This is a genomic window from Streptomyces alfalfae (assembly GCF_004127445.1).
GTDB lineage: Bacteria > Actinomycetota > Actinomycetes > Streptomycetales > Streptomycetaceae > Streptomyces > Streptomyces alfalfae.
Map to the genome: position 1 here is coordinate 12,508 of NZ_QEXM01000043.1, position 15,738 is coordinate 28,245.

General features: G+C 72.8%; 14 protein-coding genes and 1 pseudogene. 8 read left to right on the top strand and 7 right to left on the bottom strand.

The genetic code is table 11. The features are described from left to right. Position 1: 1 nt before the first annotated feature. The 4 genes from DCW30_RS23070 to DCW30_RS23085 are packed head-to-tail and all read right to left on the bottom strand — an operon-like array spanning position 2 to position 4,353. Positions 2 to 781 carry a CDP-alcohol phosphatidyltransferase family protein gene (locus DCW30_RS23070; protein WP_076683139.1) on the bottom strand — a complete coding sequence of 260 codons (780 nt, stop codon included), beginning with the start codon at positions 779 to 781 and terminating at the stop codon, positions 2 to 4. Next, the gene (locus DCW30_RS23075; protein ID WP_076683141.1) at positions 759 to 1,823 is read right to left on the bottom strand and encodes an iron-containing alcohol dehydrogenase family protein; all 1,065 of its coding nucleotides are present in this window, start codon (positions 1,821 to 1,823) and stop codon (positions 759 to 761) included. The genes DCW30_RS23070 and DCW30_RS23075 overlap by 23 nt, the downstream gene beginning before the upstream one ends. After that, complete coding sequence (locus DCW30_RS23080) at positions 1,811 to 2,548, bottom strand: phosphocholine cytidylyltransferase family protein (protein ID WP_076683143.1); 738 nt, start codon at positions 2,546 to 2,548, stop codon at positions 1,811 to 1,813. The genes DCW30_RS23075 and DCW30_RS23080 overlap by 13 nt, the downstream gene beginning before the upstream one ends. Next, positions 2,545 to 4,353, bottom strand: a complete 1,809-nt coding sequence (locus tag DCW30_RS23085; RefSeq protein WP_076683145.1) for a DUF5941 domain-containing protein — start codon at positions 4,351 to 4,353, stop codon at positions 2,545 to 2,547. The genes DCW30_RS23080 and DCW30_RS23085 overlap by 4 nt, the downstream gene beginning before the upstream one ends. A 277-nt stretch (positions 4,354 to 4,630) precedes the next feature. On the opposite strand from DCW30_RS23085, the gene galE reads away from it, so the two are divergent. From galE to idi, 4 genes and pseudogenes are all read left to right on the top strand, one after another. Then, positions 4,631 to 5,635 (top strand): UDP-glucose 4-epimerase GalE, encoded by a 1,005-nt coding sequence (gene galE, locus DCW30_RS23090; protein ID WP_076683147.1) that lies wholly within the window; start codon positions 4,631 to 4,633, stop codon positions 5,633 to 5,635. A gap of 176 nt (positions 5,636 to 5,811) precedes the next feature. Further along, positions 5,812 to 6,744, top strand: a complete 933-nt coding sequence (locus DCW30_RS23095) for a cation diffusion facilitator family transporter (protein ID WP_076688597.1) — start codon at positions 5,812 to 5,814, stop codon at positions 6,742 to 6,744. Positions 6,745 to 7,068: 324 nt separating this feature from the next. After that, positions 7,069 to 7,809: pseudogene (locus DCW30_RS23100) on the top strand (class I SAM-dependent methyltransferase); the annotation flags it as partial. A 293-nt stretch (positions 7,810 to 8,102) separates the two neighbouring features. Continuing rightward, the gene (gene idi, locus DCW30_RS23105) at positions 8,103 to 8,696 is read left to right on the top strand and encodes an isopentenyl-diphosphate Delta-isomerase (RefSeq protein ID WP_062783133.1); all 594 of its coding nucleotides are present in this window, start codon (positions 8,103 to 8,105) and stop codon (positions 8,694 to 8,696) included. A gap of 19 nt (positions 8,697 to 8,715) precedes the next feature. On the opposite strand, the gene DCW30_RS23110 is transcribed toward idi, so the two are convergent. Then, positions 8,716 to 9,306, bottom strand: a complete 591-nt coding sequence (locus DCW30_RS23110) for an ATP-binding protein (protein WP_237283323.1) — start codon at positions 9,304 to 9,306, stop codon at positions 8,716 to 8,718. 187 nt (positions 9,307 to 9,493) lie between these two features. On the opposite strand from DCW30_RS23110, the gene DCW30_RS23115 reads away from it, so the two are divergent. Further along, the gene (locus tag DCW30_RS23115) at positions 9,494 to 10,246 is read left to right on the top strand and encodes an enoyl-CoA hydratase/isomerase family protein (protein WP_076683149.1); all 753 of its coding nucleotides are present in this window, start codon (positions 9,494 to 9,496) and stop codon (positions 10,244 to 10,246) included. A gap of 17 nt (positions 10,247 to 10,263) precedes the next feature. Here DCW30_RS23115 and DCW30_RS23120 read toward each other — a convergent pair whose 3' ends face one another. Together DCW30_RS23120 and DCW30_RS23125 are read right to left on the bottom strand one after the other, a co-directional pair. Then, positions 10,264 to 10,896 (bottom strand): DJ-1/PfpI family protein, encoded by a 633-nt coding sequence (locus DCW30_RS23120; RefSeq protein ID WP_062783139.1) that lies wholly within the window; start codon positions 10,894 to 10,896, stop codon positions 10,264 to 10,266. Between the two features lie 7 nt (positions 10,897 to 10,903). Beyond that, the gene (locus DCW30_RS23125; protein WP_062783142.1) at positions 10,904 to 11,920 is read right to left on the bottom strand and encodes a GlxA family transcriptional regulator; all 1,017 of its coding nucleotides are present in this window, start codon (positions 11,918 to 11,920) and stop codon (positions 10,904 to 10,906) included. Between the two features lie 156 nt (positions 11,921 to 12,076). Between DCW30_RS23125 and DCW30_RS23130 the strand changes: the two genes are divergently transcribed. The 3 genes from DCW30_RS23130 (at position 12,077) to DCW30_RS23135 (ending at position 15,698) form a co-directional block, all read left to right on the top strand. Next, positions 12,077 to 12,967, top strand: a complete 891-nt coding sequence (locus DCW30_RS23130; RefSeq protein WP_076683151.1) for an SCO6745 family protein — start codon at positions 12,077 to 12,079, stop codon at positions 12,965 to 12,967. An 89-nt stretch (positions 12,968 to 13,056) separates the two neighbouring features. After that, on the top strand, positions 13,057 to 13,212 hold the full coding sequence (locus tag DCW30_RS36775; RefSeq protein ID WP_162933547.1) for an LPFR motif small protein: 156 nt from the start codon (positions 13,057 to 13,059) through the stop codon (positions 13,210 to 13,212). A gap of 74 nt (positions 13,213 to 13,286) precedes the next feature. After that, positions 13,287 to 15,698: a Tex family protein gene (locus DCW30_RS23135; RefSeq protein WP_076683155.1), complete on the top strand. Its 2,412-nt coding sequence runs from the start codon at positions 13,287 to 13,289 to the stop codon at positions 15,696 to 15,698. Positions 15,699 to 15,738 lie beyond the last annotated feature (40 nt).

The window sequence follows — 15,738 nt, forward strand, 5'->3', positions numbered from 1 at the left end:
CTCACTTCAACCTGCTCGATACGAGGATGGACACGAGGTGGAGCAGGGTCTGCAGCAGCGCGATGCCCGCGAGGACCGCCACACCGAGGCGCGAGAAGAACAGGTCGCCCCGGGCCTGGTCCACGATCGCTATGAGCAGGATCAGCAGGGACGCCTCGACCCCGAGGATGAGCCGGTGGAACTTCAGCGCGGCGGCGGCCCTGCGGGCCAGCGCCATGCCGGAGGAGCGCGGCTCGGCCGCGGACTCCTTGACCGGCTCCTTGCCCGTCTGGTGGCGGGCCACGCCGACGAGGTCGGTCTCGGCCTTGATCAGGATCGCGCCGAGGGCGGCCAGGGTGCCGAGGAAGGCCCACAGCCAGTCGATGCGTCCGGAGCCCCAGATGTCGGCGGCGCGCAGACCGAAGCCGACCAGGACCGCGGCGTCGCACAGGTAGGCGGCCACGCGGTCCAGGTAGACCCCGGACATCGAGTACTGCTTCTTCCAGCGGGCGATCTCGCCGTCCACGCAGTCGAGCAGCAGGTAGAGCTGGACCGCGACCACGCCGAGCACCGCGCCCGTGATGCCCGGCACGAGCAGGGCGGGGGCGGCGAGGGCGCCGGCGACGGTCATCACGTAGGTCAGCTGGTTGGGCGTGACCCGCGTGTTCACCAGGTGCCGGTCGATGCGCAGGGAGACCTCGCGCATGTAGAGCCGGCCGGCCCAGTGTTCGCCGCTCCGCCGGTCCTTCACGCCCGGGGGGTGGACGACCGGGCGTAGCTCAGCTACCGATGGCTTTTGCATAGTCGGCGTATGCGTCCCTGATCTGGTCGGTGGACAGGTCGAGGTGTTCGAGGATCGTGTAGCGGCCCGGACGGGTCTGCGGAGCGAACTCCACGACCTCGACGAACTCGTCCACGGTGAAGCCGATCTCCTCCGGCAGCACGGGCAGGCCGTGCCTGCGCAGCACCGAGGCCATGTACGCCGACTCCTCGCGGGCACCGCGCAGGTGCATCGCGAAGGCCGCGCCCAGACCGCACTGCTCGCCGTGGCTGGCGGCGCGCTTGGGGAAGAGGAGGTCGAAGGCGTGGTTGATCTCGTGGCAGGCGCCGGACGCCGGACGGGAGTCACCCGAGACCGACATGGCGATGCCGGTGAGGACCAGCCCCTCGGCGAGGACCTGGAGGAAGGCGTCGTCGCCGACGCCGCCGGGGTGGCGCAGCACGGCCTCGCCGGCCTGGCGGGCCATGGCGGCGGCGAGGCCGTCGATGTCCTCGCCGCGCTCGCGGGCCGCGAGCTCCCAGTCGGCGATCGCGGAGATGTTGGACAGCGCGTCGCCGATGCCGGAGCGGACGAAGCGGACGGGCGCCTCACGGATCACGTCGAGGTCGATGACGACCGCGATGGGGTTCGGCACGCCGTACGAACCGCGGCCCGCGTCGTTGTCGAGCGTCGCGACCGGGGAGCAGAGGCCGTCGTGCGACAGGTTCGTCGCGACGGCGACCAGCGGCAGCCCCACGCGCGCCGCGGCGAACTTGGCGCAGTCGATGATCTTGCCGCCGCCGAGGCCGACGACCGCGTCGTAGCGGCCCCTCTTCATGGCGTCGGCGAGCTTGATGGCGTCGTCCAGCGTGCCACCGCCCACCTCGAACCACTCGGCGCCGGGCAGCGACGGCATGAGGCGGTCCCGCAGGACCGCGCCGGAGCCGCCGCTGATGGCGATGGCGAGCTTGCCGGTCGACGAGCAGATCCGCTGGTCGGCGAGGACACCGGCCAGGTCGTTGAGCGCCCCCGGCCGGATGTCGACGACGACCGGCGAGGGGATGAGCCTCGTCAGTACTGGCACGCGATCTCCCGCCCCTTGGCCAGGTCGTCGTGGTTGTCGATCTCGACCCACTTGACGTCGCCGATCGGGGCCACGTCGACCTTGAAGCCACGGTTGACGAGCTCCTGGTAGCCGTCCTCGTAGTAGAGGTCGGGGTCGCGCTCGAAGGTGGTCTTCAGGGCGTCGGCCAGCTCGTCGGCGGCGGAGCCCTCGATGAGGGTGACGCCGATGTACTCGCCGGTGGCCTCGGAGGGGTCCATCAGCTTGGTGATGCGCCGCACGCCCTTGGCGTCGTCGACGATGACCTTCATCTCCTCGTCGGCGAGCTGCTTCACCGTGTCGAGGGCGAGGATGATCTTCTGGCCGTTGCCGCGCGCGGCGAGCAGCGTCTTCTCGACGGAGACCGGGTGCACGGTGTCGCCGTTGGCGAGGATCACGTCGTGCTTGATGGCGTCACGGCCGCACCACAGGGAGTAGGCGTTGTTCCACTCCTCGGCCTTGTCGTTGTCGATCAGCGTGAGCTTGAGGTTGTACTTCGCCTCAAGGGCGGCCTTGCGCTCGTAGACGGCTTCCTTCTTGTAGCCGACGATGATCGCGACCTCGGTGAGACCGATCTCGGCGAAGTTGCCGAGCGTCAGGTCGAGGATCGTGGTCTCCCCGTCGACGGGCACCAGAGCCTTGGGCAGCGTGTCCGTGTAGGGACGAAGACGCCGTCCGGCGCCTGCGGCAAGGACGAGGCCGATCATGCGGGTTCTCCTTCATCGTGTACGGCGGGTGCGCCGCGCTTGTGAGCGGTCACCCAGAAGCGGATGCTCTCGACGAGCACCACCAGTGCCACGGCCACGGCGAGTGCCGTGAGCGCGACGGTGAAATCTGTGGCGGGCAGCAGGGCCGCGGCCAGCGCGACCACGAGGGTCCTGCCTTCCTGGCCGCCGATCGCCCCCACCAGCCAGCGCGGGGGTGCGCCGGTGCCGCCCTTGATGCGGTACACCGTGTCGTAGTGATGGTAGGCGACCGCGGACACCAGCCCGAAAGCCGCCGGCAGCGCCCCGTTCACGTCGGCTTTGGCCGCGAGGACGAGGATCGTGCCGTACTCGGCCGCCCGGAAGAACGGCGGCGCCAGCCAGTCGAGGGGGCCCTTGAGGGGCCGCGCGAGCGCCAGGCCGCTGAGCGCGACGTAGATCACCGCACCGACGACCACCCAGGAGCTGCCGTACGAGGTGAACGCGGCCACGGCGACGACCACCGCGCCGCCGACGAAGGCGATGACGGGCGCGGGCAGCGGCCGGGGGCTCCGCAGGGCGGCGAAGGACCGGGCGAGCGAGCCGCCGTCGGCGAGGTCGGCGAGCGCCCGCGCGGCCCGGTCGGTGCGGGCGGCCTTGCGGGTCACCGAGCGCAGGACGCGGCCCGCGGTGGTGTAGCAGGCGGCGAGGGCGCAGCCGATGAGCAGGACGACGAGCGTGACACGCGGGGTGGTGACCGCGGTGAGCACGGCGATCATCGCCCAGCGCTCGCCGATGGGCAGCACGATCATCCGGCGCAGCCAGACCGTCCAGCCGACGCTGTCGAGCCTGTCGGAGAGGGCGGCGGTGGGGCTGGTGTTGCCACCGGCGGTCGCGCTGTCGGCGTTCGCCTCGTTGAAGGAGAAGTCCACGACGTGCCGGCAGGTCTGCAGGACCATCGCGCCGAGCGCGAGCGCCCAGACGTCGTCGCCGCCCCGCGCCGCGCCGAGCGCGAGCCCCGCGTAGTACGCGTACTCCTTGGCACGGTCGAAGGTCGCGTCGAGCCAGGCGCCGAGCGTGGAGTACTGCAGGGAGTAGCGGGCGAGCTGGCCGTCCGTGCAGTCCAGGACGAAGGAGAGGAGCAGCAGCGCACCGGCCGCGACGAAGCCGCCGCGCGTGCCGGTCGCCGCGCAGCCCGCCGCGATCAGGGCGGTGATCAGTGAGGCGGTGGTGACCTGGTTCGGGGTCAGTCCCCGGCGCGCGCACCAGCGGGCGAGGTAGCGCGAGTAGGGGGAGATGCAGTACGTGGTGAAGAAGCCGTCCCTGGCCTTGACCGCGCTCCGCAGGCGTACGGCCTCGTCGTCGACGGCGGCGACGGCCTGCCGGGCCTCGTTGCGGGTCTGCGGGTCGGTGGGCACGGTGGCGACGAGGGTGCCGAGGTCGGGGCGGTGCACGACGGCGGCGCCGGACTCCATGGCCGCGGCGATGTCGTCGGGGAGCGCGTCGAGGGTCGCCACGCCGCCGTGGGCCGCGGCGCTCGCCCGCAGGGCGCGGGTCAGCTCCTGGCGGGCCTCGGGCTTGGCCGTGACCGCGCCGGGCACCGCCGACGCGGCGAAGCGGGGGTCGGTGAGGGCGAGGCGCAGGGCGTGGACGTGGCCGACGAAGCGCGTGTCGACGACGGCGACCCGCTGTCCGGCCGGCACGGCGGCGAGCAGCGTCTCGGCGTCCGCCGCGTCGGAGGCGACCCGCACGTCGAAGCCGAGGGACCGCAAGTCACCTTCGAGCGGCGACCCGGGTACCGGCTGACCGGTGAGGATGGCGGTCGACAGACGAACTCACTCCTTGATTCCCGGCACGGCTCGCGCCGGGCACGTGCGTAAGGGGGCGCCCCTGGCCACACGGCCGGGCGGCACGTCGGCAGAGGCTATCGGATGCCGGGAAGCGGGCGTTCACCACCCGTTCACGCCCCGTAAGGGCGGCCTGCGAGGGCCCGGCCCTCGCGATCATCATGGTGGATGGGGGGCCGCGGCCACAAACCGCGCCCGCACCACGCCCGGCTTGCCCCAGAGCGTTCACCCGGGGCGCCGGGTCATAGGGTGGTCGCCCATGACATGGCTGATCACAGGCGGAGCGGGATACATCGGGGCACATGTGGCGCGGGTCATGGCCGACGCCGGGGAGGACGTCGTCGTCCTCGACGACGTCTCGTCGGGCGTTCCGGGGCGGCTGCCCGCGGACATCCCCCTGATCAAGGGCTCCTCGCTGGACGGCGGCCTGCTGCGCCGGATCTTCGCCGAGCACGGTGTCACCGGTGTGGTGCACCTCGCGGCCCGCAAGCAGGTCGGCGAGTCGGTGGAGCAGCCGCTGCGCTACTACCGGGAGAATCTCGGCGGCCTGACCACGCTCCTCGAAGCGGTGGCCGAGGCCGGGGTGAAGCGGTTCGTCTTCTCCTCGTCCGCGGCGGTGTACGGCAACCCGCCGGACGGGGACCTCGTCGGCGAGGACACGCCGTGCGCGCCGGTCAGCCCCTACGGGGAGACGAAGCTCGCCGGTGAGTGGCTGGTGCGGGCGGCGGGCCGGGCGCACGGCATCGCGACGGTGTGCCTGCGCTACTTCAACGTGGCGGGCGCCGCCGCCCCCGAGCTCGCGGACACCGGGGTCTACAACGTGGTCCCGATGGTCTTCGACCGCCTCACCCGCGACGAGGCGCCGCGGATCTTCGGCGACACCCACCCCACCCCGGACGGCACCTGCGTACGGGACTACATCCACGTGTCCGACCTCGCCGACGCCCATCTGGCGGCGGCGCGCAGGCTCGCGCGGGGCGCCGAGGGCGACCTCACGGTGAACATCGGGCGCGGCGAGGGCGTTTCCGTACGCGAACTGATCGACCTCATCGGCGAGGTCACCGGCGACGACAGGCCCGCGCTCGTCGAGCCCGCACGCGCGGGCGACGCGCCGCGTGCCGTGGCCGACGCGCGGCTCGCCGCGCGGGAGCTGGACTGGCGGGCCGGGCGCTCGGTGCGCGAGATGGTCGAGTCGGCGTGGGCGGGGTGGTGTCTGCATCACCCCGAGGCGCGCCGCGACCGCTCGGGAGCATGGGGCGGCTGAGGCCGCAGGGCCCTGACCTGCACACCTTCCCTTGACGGCAACCGTTGCCATTTTCGCAGGTCAGGGCAGGTGACAACGGTGTTCAATGCCGCGTTGCCAATACCCCCCGCCCGTAGTTCACTGAAGCCGCGCGACCACCGAACGGCAGACCGATGAGCGACGCGGGAGGCGGCTCCATGGGGGCTGGGCACGATCACGGACACATCCACGGGACGACGGGGACCGCGGCCAACGCCCACAAGGGCAGGCTGCGGGTGGCGCTCGCCATCACGATCACCGTCATGCTCGCGCAGGTCGTGGGCGGTCTGATGGCCGACTCCCTCGCGCTCGTCGCGGATGCGACGCACATGGCGACGGACGCGCTCGGGCTCGGCATGGCCCTGCTCGCGATCCACTTCGCGAACCGCCCGGCCACCGGCAACCGCACCTTCGGCTACGCCCGCGCCGAGATACTCGCCGCGCTCGCCAACTGCCTGCTGCTCCTGACCGTCGGCGGCTACGTGCTGTACGAGGCGGTCGAGCGGTTCATCACGCCCGCGCAGACGCAGGGCACCCTGACCATCTGGTTCGGCGCCTTCGGCCTCGTCGCCAACATGGTCTCCCTGACGCTCCTGATGCGCGGCCAGAAGGAGAGCCTCAATGTGCGCGGCGCGTTCCTCGAGGTGGTGGCCGACACGCTCGGCTCCGTGGCGGTCATCGTCTCGGCGGTCGTGATCATGCTCACCGGATGGCAGGCGGCGGACCCGATCGCCTCGCTGGTCATCGGCTTCATGATCGTCCCGCGCACGGTGAAGCTCCTGCAGGAGACCCTGAACGTCCTCCTGGAGTCGGCGCCCCAGGGCGTCGACATGGCGGAGGTGCGGTCCCACATACTCGCCCTGCCCGGCGTCGAGGAGGTCCACGACCTGCACGCCTGGACGATCACCTCGGGCATGCCCGTGCTCTCCGCACACGTCGTCGTCAGCTCCGGCACGCTCGACTCGCTCGGCCACGAGAAGATGCTCCACGAGCTGCGGGACTGCCTGGGCGACCACTTCGACGTGGAGCACTGCACCTTCCAGCTGGAGCCCAGCGGCTACGCGCGGCACGAGGCCGGGCTCTGCCACTGAGAGGCCCGGCCGCCGAGGAGCGCGGCCACCGGAGAACCCGGCCACCGGAAACCGGCGGGCGCCCCGGCCGCGGGCGGTGCTACGGTGACCGGGCTCCTGACACACGGGAGCACCGGTACCTCGGAGGTGGGTTGATGACTGTCGTGACGTGTGCCGCCCCGCGCGGCGACATGTGCGTCCTCACTCACCGGGCCCGCGCCTGACCTCTCGTACGCCTTCGTACGCCACGTCCGCGGGTCCCTCATCCAAGGGTTTCCCACGTTGACCGACAACACGTCGTCCGACAACACCTCGATCGACAACGCTCCGATCGACGGCTCCTCGATCGATCACTCCGCGATCACCGACGCCTTCTTCGCCCTGCACCACGGCCTTCCGCGGCAGGGTCCGGGCTCCGACGACACCACCCGGCGGCTGCTCTCCCTCGCCGGCGAGCTGCCCGAGCGGCCGCGCGTGCTCGATCTGGGCTGCGGGCCCGGCCGGGCCGCGCTGCTGCTCGCGGCCGAGGCGGGCGCCGAGGTGACCGCCGTCGATCTGCACGAACCGTTCCTCGACGAGCTGCGCGCCGCGGCGCTGCGGCGCGGGCTCGACGGTTCGATCACCGCCACCAGGGCCGACATGGCCGAACTTCCCTACGACGACGGGTCCTTCGACCTCGTCTGGGCCGAGAGCTCGGCGTACTCCATCGGCTTCGACACCGCCCTGCGCGCCTGGCGCCGGCTGCTCGCGCCCGGCGGCGCGCTCGTCGTCACCGAGTGCGAGTGGACCGCCGCTGAGCCGTCCGCCGCGGCGCGCGCCTTCTGGGAGTCGCACTACACGCTGCGTACGGGCGCGGACAACGTCCGGGCCGCCACCGCCGCCGGGTACGCCGTGCTCGGCGTGTACGCGCAGCCCGAGTCCGACTGGGAGGAGTACTACGGCCCGCTCGTCGCGCGCGCCGACGCGGCGGACCCGGGCGGGCCCGGGATGACCGAGGCGCTCGCCGCGACCCGTGCGGAGATCGCGATGCGGCGCGAGCACGGGACGGAGTTCGGGTACACGGGCTACGTCATGCGGCCGGTCGACGCCGGACCCGCGGGGCCGGAGACCGCCGGGACCCCGGCGGCGTAGGACGGGCCGGGCCCCGGTCATTCCGCCCGGGGCCCGGTTTTCGGCCCGCTTCGGGGACGCGATCCGGCCAAGCTTCGCGGTCCCCGGCGACGGCTTGGCGGGGGTGCCCGTGCGGGCGCCCGCGTCAGCAGCGCCCGCCGCGTGTCCCGGCGTGCTTCCGCGCGCCGGGACATGCGGGCCCGCACGTGCCTGGAGCATCAGGAACGTACGGCAGACTTGAGGCTCGAAGACCGAAGCGAAGGATGGGTATGCCGATCACACCTGCCACCGCGGCGAACAGCTCGTCGAACGGCACCGGAGAAGCGATCTTGCTGGAACTCGTCGACGAGGACGGCAGGACGATCGGCACCGCGGAGAAACTCGCCGCGCACCAGGCGCCGGGGCAGCTGCACCGGGCCTTCTCCGTCTTCCTCTTCGACGAGCAGGGCCGCCTCCTGCTCCAGCAGCGCGCCCTCGGCAAGTACCACTCCCCCGGCGTCTGGTCGAACACCTGCTGCGGCCACCCCTACCCGGGCGAGGCGCCGTTCGCCGCGGCGGCCCGACGCACGTACGAGGAGCTGGGCGTCTCGCCCTCGCTGCTCGCCGAGGCGGGCACCGTGCGCTACAACCACCCCGACCCCGACTCCGGCCTCGTCGAGCAGGAGTTCAACCACCTCTTCGTGGGGATGGTCCAGGCGGCGCTGCGCCCGGACGCCTCCGAGGTCGGCGAGACCGTGTTCGTGACCCCCGAGGAGCTGCGGGAGCGGCACGAGAAGGGCCCGTTCTCCGCGTGGTTCATGACCGTGCTCGACGCGGCGCGGCCCGCGATCAGGGAGCTGACCGGGCCGTCCGCCGGCTGGTAGCCGTCAGGACCGGCAGTCGTCAGAAGGCGCCCGCGGGGCCGAGGCCCGAGTGGCCCGGCCCCGCGGGGCCGTAGCCGTACGGGCTCTCCGACGGGTCCAGGCCGCTGACGGCCTTCAGGGGCAGGGCCGCCCAGATGACCTTGCCCCCGCTCGCGGTGTGCTCCACGTCGCAGGCGCCGCCCGCCTCCCGCGTGACCTCGCGCACCAGGAGCAGTCCGCGCCCTCCCGTCTGCCCGTGGTCGGCCACCAGGGCCGTCGGGCGGTAGGGGTGGTTGTCCTCCACCGAGACCCGCACCCACTCGGCGCCGACCGCGACCTCCACCGCGAGCATCGGCGAGAGCAGGGCGGCATGGCGCACCACGTTGGTGACCAGCTCGGAGACGATGAGCAGCAGCCCCTGCATGGTGTCGTCGGAGACGGGAACGCCCTGCCGGTACAGCAGGTCGCGCACCGCGCGCCGCGCCTGGGGCACGGAGACGTCGACGGCGGGCGCCGTGAAGCGCCACACCCCCTCGTACGGCACTCGCGGGCCGTCTCCGGGAAGTGGACCTGGGCTCCTCCCGCCGTTCTCCATCGTCCGGTCGCCGCCCTCGCGCTCGATAGTCACCACACGTCGAGTGTTGGGAACGCTTGTGTCCGGGCCGCCATACTGACGAGAAGTCAGCGATTATCGACGCGATTCGATCGGCACCGCCATGTGATGCCGCTTTCATGACTGTTCTCGTCGTTTCCATGCCGTATTCGCAGATTCTTCAGGTTGTACGAGGCCGACGGGACGGACGGATAGCATCCGGCGCATGGAGCCGCAGCTGAGGCACACCGTCACGGACGGTGTCGCGACCGTCGTCATCGACCACCAGGCCAAGCGCAACGCCATGACCGCGGACATGTGGCGCCAGGTGCCGCCGCTCCTCGCGGGGCTCGCCGCCGACCCGGCCGTGCGCACCCTGGTGCTCACCGGCGCGGGCGAGACGTTCTGCGCCGGCGCGGACATCTCCGCGCTGCGGGAGTCGGCCGGGGAGGCCCAGGACCTCGCGGTGCGGGCCGAGGACGCGCTCGCGGCCTTCCCCAAGCCGGCGCTCGCGGCGGTCCGCGGCTACTGCGTGGGCGGCGGCTGCCAGCTCGCCGCCGCCTGCGACCTGCGCTTCGCCGACGAGGGCGCCTCCTTCGGCATCACGCCCGCGAAGCTCGGCATCGTCTACCCGGCGTCGTCCACGCGGCGCCTGGTCTCCCTGGTGGGTCCCGCGACCGCCAAGTACCTTCTGTTCTCGGGAGAGTTGATCGACGCCGAGCGGGCCTCGCGCACCGGCCTGGTCGACGAGGTGCTGCCCGCGGGCCAGTTGGGCAAGCGGGTCGCGGAGTTCGCCCGCGTCCTCGCGGCGCGCTCCGGGCTCACGCAGGCGGCGGCGAAGGAGTTCGCCGCCGGGCGCACCGACCGCGACGCGTACTGGCGGGAGCAGGCGCGCGGCAGCGGCGACACCGCGGAGGGTGTCGCCGCCTTCCTCGAACGCAGGCAGCCGCACTTCACCTGGAGCGCCCCCGCCGGCTGAGCGGCCGAGGCGTCCGGCTACTGCCCGAAGCGGCTCCCCTCGCGGAACCGTGCCACCAGGTGCGCGGGCGCCTTCTCCGGGGAACCGGCGTCGTAGGGCGGCTGCGGGTCGTACTCGGTCATGAGCTGGACGGCCTGCGCGTGCTCGTCGCCCGCGATCCGTCCCGCCAGGGCGAGGCCCATGTCGATGCCGGAGGAGACACCGGCCGCGGTGACGTACTTGCCGTCGAAGACGACCCGCTCCCCCGTCGACTCGACGCCGAGCCCGTCCAGCTCGGTCAGCGCCAGCCAGTGCGAGGTGGCGCGGCGGCCCTTGAGGAGTCCGGCGGCGGCGAGCGCGAGCGACCCCGTGCACACCGAGGTCGTCCAGGTCGAGGTGGCGTCGACGGCGCGGAGCCAGCCGAGGAGCGGTTCGTTCTCCATCTGGTCGCTCTGGCCGGGGCCGCCGGGCACCACCACGATGTCCGGGCGCGGCACCTCGGCGAACGACTTGCCGGCGATCAGCGTGAGGCTCCCGCTGTCGTCGTGGACCGGCCCCGCCTGCTCGGCCACGAAGACGGTCTCGGCGCCGGGCAGCGGGGAGAGCGTCTGGTACGGGCCGATCGCGTCCAGGGCGGTGAAACGCTCGTACAGGGCAATGGCGATCTGCATGGTGTCCTCATCGGTCGGCGTGGGCGGTGATCGTGCGGGTCGGAGCGGCGGGTGCCGCCGCGGGTGGCACGGGATGGAAGCGGCGGCGGTACTCCGCGGGGGCCGTGCCGAGCGCCTTGAGGAAGGCGCGGCGCATGGCCTCCGGAGTGCCGTAGCCGCAGGCGCGCGAGACCTCCTCGACCCCGTCGGAGGTGTCCTCGAGGAGCCGGCGGGCGTGCTCGACGCGGACGCGGTCGACGTACTTGCCCGGCGTCAGGCCGGTCTCGGCCTGGAAGGCGCGGGCGAAGTGGCGGGGCGAGAGACTCGCGCGTGCCGCGAGCGCGTCCACCGAGAGGTCCTCGTCCGGATGCTCGGTGATCCACTGCTGCACCTCGCGCAGCGGTTCGCGCCGCGCGGTCTGCGCGGAGAGCTGGACGCTGAACTGGGCCTGGTTGCCCGGACGCCGCAGGAAGACCACGAGGTGGCGGGCCACGGTCAGCGCCACCTCGCGCCCCAGGTCCTCCTCCACGAGCGCCAGGGCGAGGTCGATGCCCGCGGTGACCCCGGCGGACGTCGCGACATGGCCGTCGCGGACGTAGATCGGGTCGGGGTCGACCTCGACGCCCGGGTGGTCCCTGGCGAGCTTGGCGCAGTACGCCCAGTGCGTCGTCGCCCTGCGCCCGTCCAGCAGGCCCGCCTGGGCGAGCCGGATGGCGCCGGTGCAGACCGAGACCAGACGCTCGGCCCGCGGGCCGTGCTCGCGCAGCCAGTCGATCAGCGCCGGGTCCTCCGGGCGCGTGCCCATGCCGCCGGGCACGAGCAGCGTGTGCGGCACGGGGGCGTCGGGCAGCGCGTGGTCGGGGACGAGCGTGAGGCCGCTCGACGTGCGGACCAGCTCGCCGTCCAGCGAGGCGGTGCGCACCAGGTACGCGGGCCCGTCGCCGCCGTGGGCCAGGCCGGCTCCCGTGAAGACCTCCACCGGGCCCGTGACGTCGAGGCTCTGGACGCCGTCGAAGAGGACGACCAGAACGGTTCGCTGCTCCATGCCCTCGATTCTTGGACCCCCGCCCGATGGCCGCAATGACGAGCAGCCCACCATTCCTGCCATGGCGATCCTCGCCCTCTCCCGCCTTTCCTGCCCTCGCGCGGGTACAGGGACCGGACCGGCGACGCCATACCGGCCAGTAGGTAAGGTGCTCCCATGACCTCTTCGACGACCTCGCCCGCGCCCGCCGCGCCGCACCCGCGCGCCGGACGCCGCTGCCACAACGTGCTCAACGCGCTGCACTCGTCGCACTACTTCTCACCGGACGTGACGCGTGAGCTGGCCGGGCTCGGCATCACCCACCCCAGCGCCGTCAACTTCGCCGTGCGCGCGGCGGCCCTGGGAGCCGTCGGACCCGGGGTCGTGACCGCCGCCTTCTACAACTACAAGCACGAGCTCGTGGCCGCGCACGTGCCCCACATATGGCGCATCGCCTCGCCCGAGGACGTGCTCGCGGCCCGGCTGCGCGGCGTCGACGCGACGCTGCGGCGCCTGCTCGGCGACGACGCCGTCGCCTCGCCGGAGATGGCCGAGGCCGCCGGGCTCGCGCTGCACGCCGCCGAGGCCTGCACCCGCACCGCCCGGCCCCTGTACTCCGCCCACGCCGACCTGCCCGTGCCGCAGGAGCCGCACCTGGCGTACTGGCACGCCGCGACGCTGCTGCGCGAGCACCGCGGCGACGGCCACGTGAGCGTCCTGCTCGGGGCCGGACTCGACGGCCTGGAGGCGCTGGTCACCCACACCGCCACCGGCAAGGGCACCCGCCCGAAGTGGGTCTTCTCCACCCGCGGCTGGGACAAGGACGAGTGGCGCGCCGCCGAGGAGCGCCTGCGCACCCGCGGGGTGCTCGACGCCGAGGGCGAGCTGACCGAGGCCGGCGTCGCGCTGCGCAAGGAGATCGAGGCCGAGACGGACCGTCTGGACCGCGCGCCCTACGAGCACTTGGGCACGGCGGGCGTCGAACGCCTCACGGAGCTGGGCACGGTGTTCACCGGAGCGGCGCTCCAGGCCGGGGCCTTCCCCGCGGACCTGATCGGCAAGCGCTGAGACACGCCCGGCATGGTCCGGCCCGACCGAGGTACCCGCCCGTTTCCTGGCCGCACATGGGCGCGCCCGGAGACGAGAGGGAGAACCTCATGTTCCGTGCCATAGCGGACGTACTGCGTCAGATCGTCGGCGCCATCGCCACCGTCGTCACCCTGCCGTTCCGGGCGCTGGCCCGGCTGTTCGGCGGAGCTTCCCGTTCCACCGGCCGGAGCGGGGGGCGCGCCGGGCGGGCCCGCCGGGTCTGACCGCCCGTTGTCACAACCACCTGCCACAATTGCCGGGCAACCCAGCGAGAAGGCGGTACCGGAACGTGGCAGCTTTGAAGACGCCCACTGCGTCCTCCATCGAAAGCAGGATCGCCGAGGAGCTCGGCGTACGGGAGCGGCAGGTGAAGGCCGCCGTCGACCTGCTCGACGGCGGTTCGACGGTGCCCTTCATCGCGCGCTACCGCAAGGAAGCGACCGAGATGCTCGACGACGCGCAGCTGCGCACGCTCGAGGAGCGGCTGCGCTATCTGCGCGAGTTGGAGGAGCGGCGCGCCGCGATCCTCGACTCGGTCCGTGAGCAGGGCAAGCTCACCGACGACCTCGAGGCGCGCATCCGCGAGGCGGACACCAAGGCGCGCCTTGAGGACATCTATCTCCCGTTCAAGCCGAAGCGGCGCACCAAGGCGCAGATCGCCCGCGAGGCCGGTCTCGAACCGCTGGCCGACGGGCTGCTCGCCGACCCCTCGGTCGAGCCGCGGGCCGCGGCCGCCGCGTTCGTCGACGCCGACAAGGGCGTCGCGGACCCGCAGGCCGCCCTCGACGGGGCGCGCGCGATCCTCGCCGAGCGGTTCTCCGAGGACGCCGACCTGATCGGCGAGCTGCGCGAGCGCATGTGGGTGCGCGGCAGGCTGGCCGCGAAGGTCCGGGAGGGCAAGGAGGAGGCGGGCGCGAAGTTCGCCGACTACTTCGACTTCGCCGAGCCCTTCACCGAACTGCCCTCGCACCGCGTGCTCGCCATGCTGCGCGGCGAGAAGGAGGACGTCCTCGACCTCGTCCTCGAACCCGAGGAGCCCACGGAGGGCCCCTCTTCGTACGAGGGGATCGTCGCCCACCGCTTCGGCGTCGCCGACCGCGGGCGCCCCGGCGACAAGTGGCTGCAGGACACCGTGCGCTGGGCCTGGCGCACCCGCATCCTGGTCCACCTCGGCATCGACCTGCGGCTGCGGCTGCGCACGGCCGCCGAGGACGAGGCCGTGCGCGTCTTCGCGTCCAACCTGCGCGACCTGCTGCTCGCCGCGCCGGCGGGCACGCGCGCGACGCTGGGCCTCGACCCCGGCTTCCGTACGGGGGTGAAGGTCGCCGTCGTCGACGCCACGGGCAAGGTCGTGGCGACCGACACGATCCACCCGCACGTGCCGGCCAACAAGTGGGACCAGTCGCTGGCCACCCTCGCAGCGCTGGCAAAGGCGCACGAGGTCGACCTGATCGCGATCGGCAACGGCACCGCGTCGCGCGAGACCGACAAGCTCGCCGCCGACCTCATCGCGCGCCACCCCGAGCTGAACCTCACCAAGGTGATGGTCTCCGAGGCGGGCGCCTCCGTGTACTCCGCGTCGGCCTTCGCCTCGCAGGAGCTGCCCGACCTGGACGTGTCGATCCGCGGCGCGGTCTCCATCGCGCGGCGGCTCCAGGACCCGCTCGCCGAGCTGGTGAAGATCGACCCCAAGTCGATCGGCGTCGGCCAGTACCAGCACGACCTCTCCGAGGTGAAGCTCTCGCGCTCGCTCGACGCGGTCGTCGAGGACTGTGTGAACGGCGTGGGCGTGGACGTGAACACCGCGTCCGCCCCGCTGCTCGCCCGGGTCTCCGGCATCGGCGCGGGCCTGGCGGAGAACATCGTCGCGCACCGCGACGCCAACGGCCCCTTCAAGAGCCGCAAGGGCCTTAAGGACGTCGCCCGGCTCGGCCCCAAGGCGTACGAGCAGTGCGCGGGCTTCCTGCGCATCCGCGGCGGCGACGACCCGCTGGACGCCTCCAGCGTGCACCCCGAGGCGTATCCGGTGGTGCGCAAGATGGTGAAGGCGACGGGCGGCGAGGTTTCCTCGCTGATCGGCGACACGGCGGCGCTGCGCTCGCTCCGCCCCGACGACTTCGTGGACGAGGTCTTCGGTCTGCCGACCGTCACGGACATCCTCAAGGAGCTGGAGAAGCCCGGCCGCGACCCGCGTCCCGCCTTCAAGACGGCCACCTTCAAGGACGGCGTCGAGAAGATCTCCGACCTGGCCTCCGGCATGGTGCTCGAAGGCGTCGTGACCAATGTGGCGGCGTTCGGGGCGTTCGTGGACGTGGGTGTGCACCAGGACGGTCTGGTGCACGTGTCCGCCATGTCCAAGACGTTCGTCAAGGACCCGCGGGACGTCGTGAAGCCCGGCGACATCGTCAAGGTGAAGGTCATGGACGTCGACATCCCGCGCAAGCGGATCTCGCTGACGCTGCGTCTCGACGACGAGGCGGGCCCGGCGGGCGCGGAGCAGCCCCGGCGCGGCGGCGGCCGTCCGCCGCAGCAGCGCCAGGGCCAGGGTCAGGGCCAGGCGCCCAGGCAGGGGCAGCGCGGGGGTCAGGGCAAGCGCGGCGGCGGCCAGGGAGGCGATCGGCGCGGGCAGCGGCAGGGGCCGCCGCCCGCCAACGACGCGATGGCCGAGGCGCTGCGCCGGGCCGGGCTGGTCGACCCGAAGCGGCGCTGACGCCCTTGCGCCACCCGCCCTCGCGGCCCGAGGGGGCGGA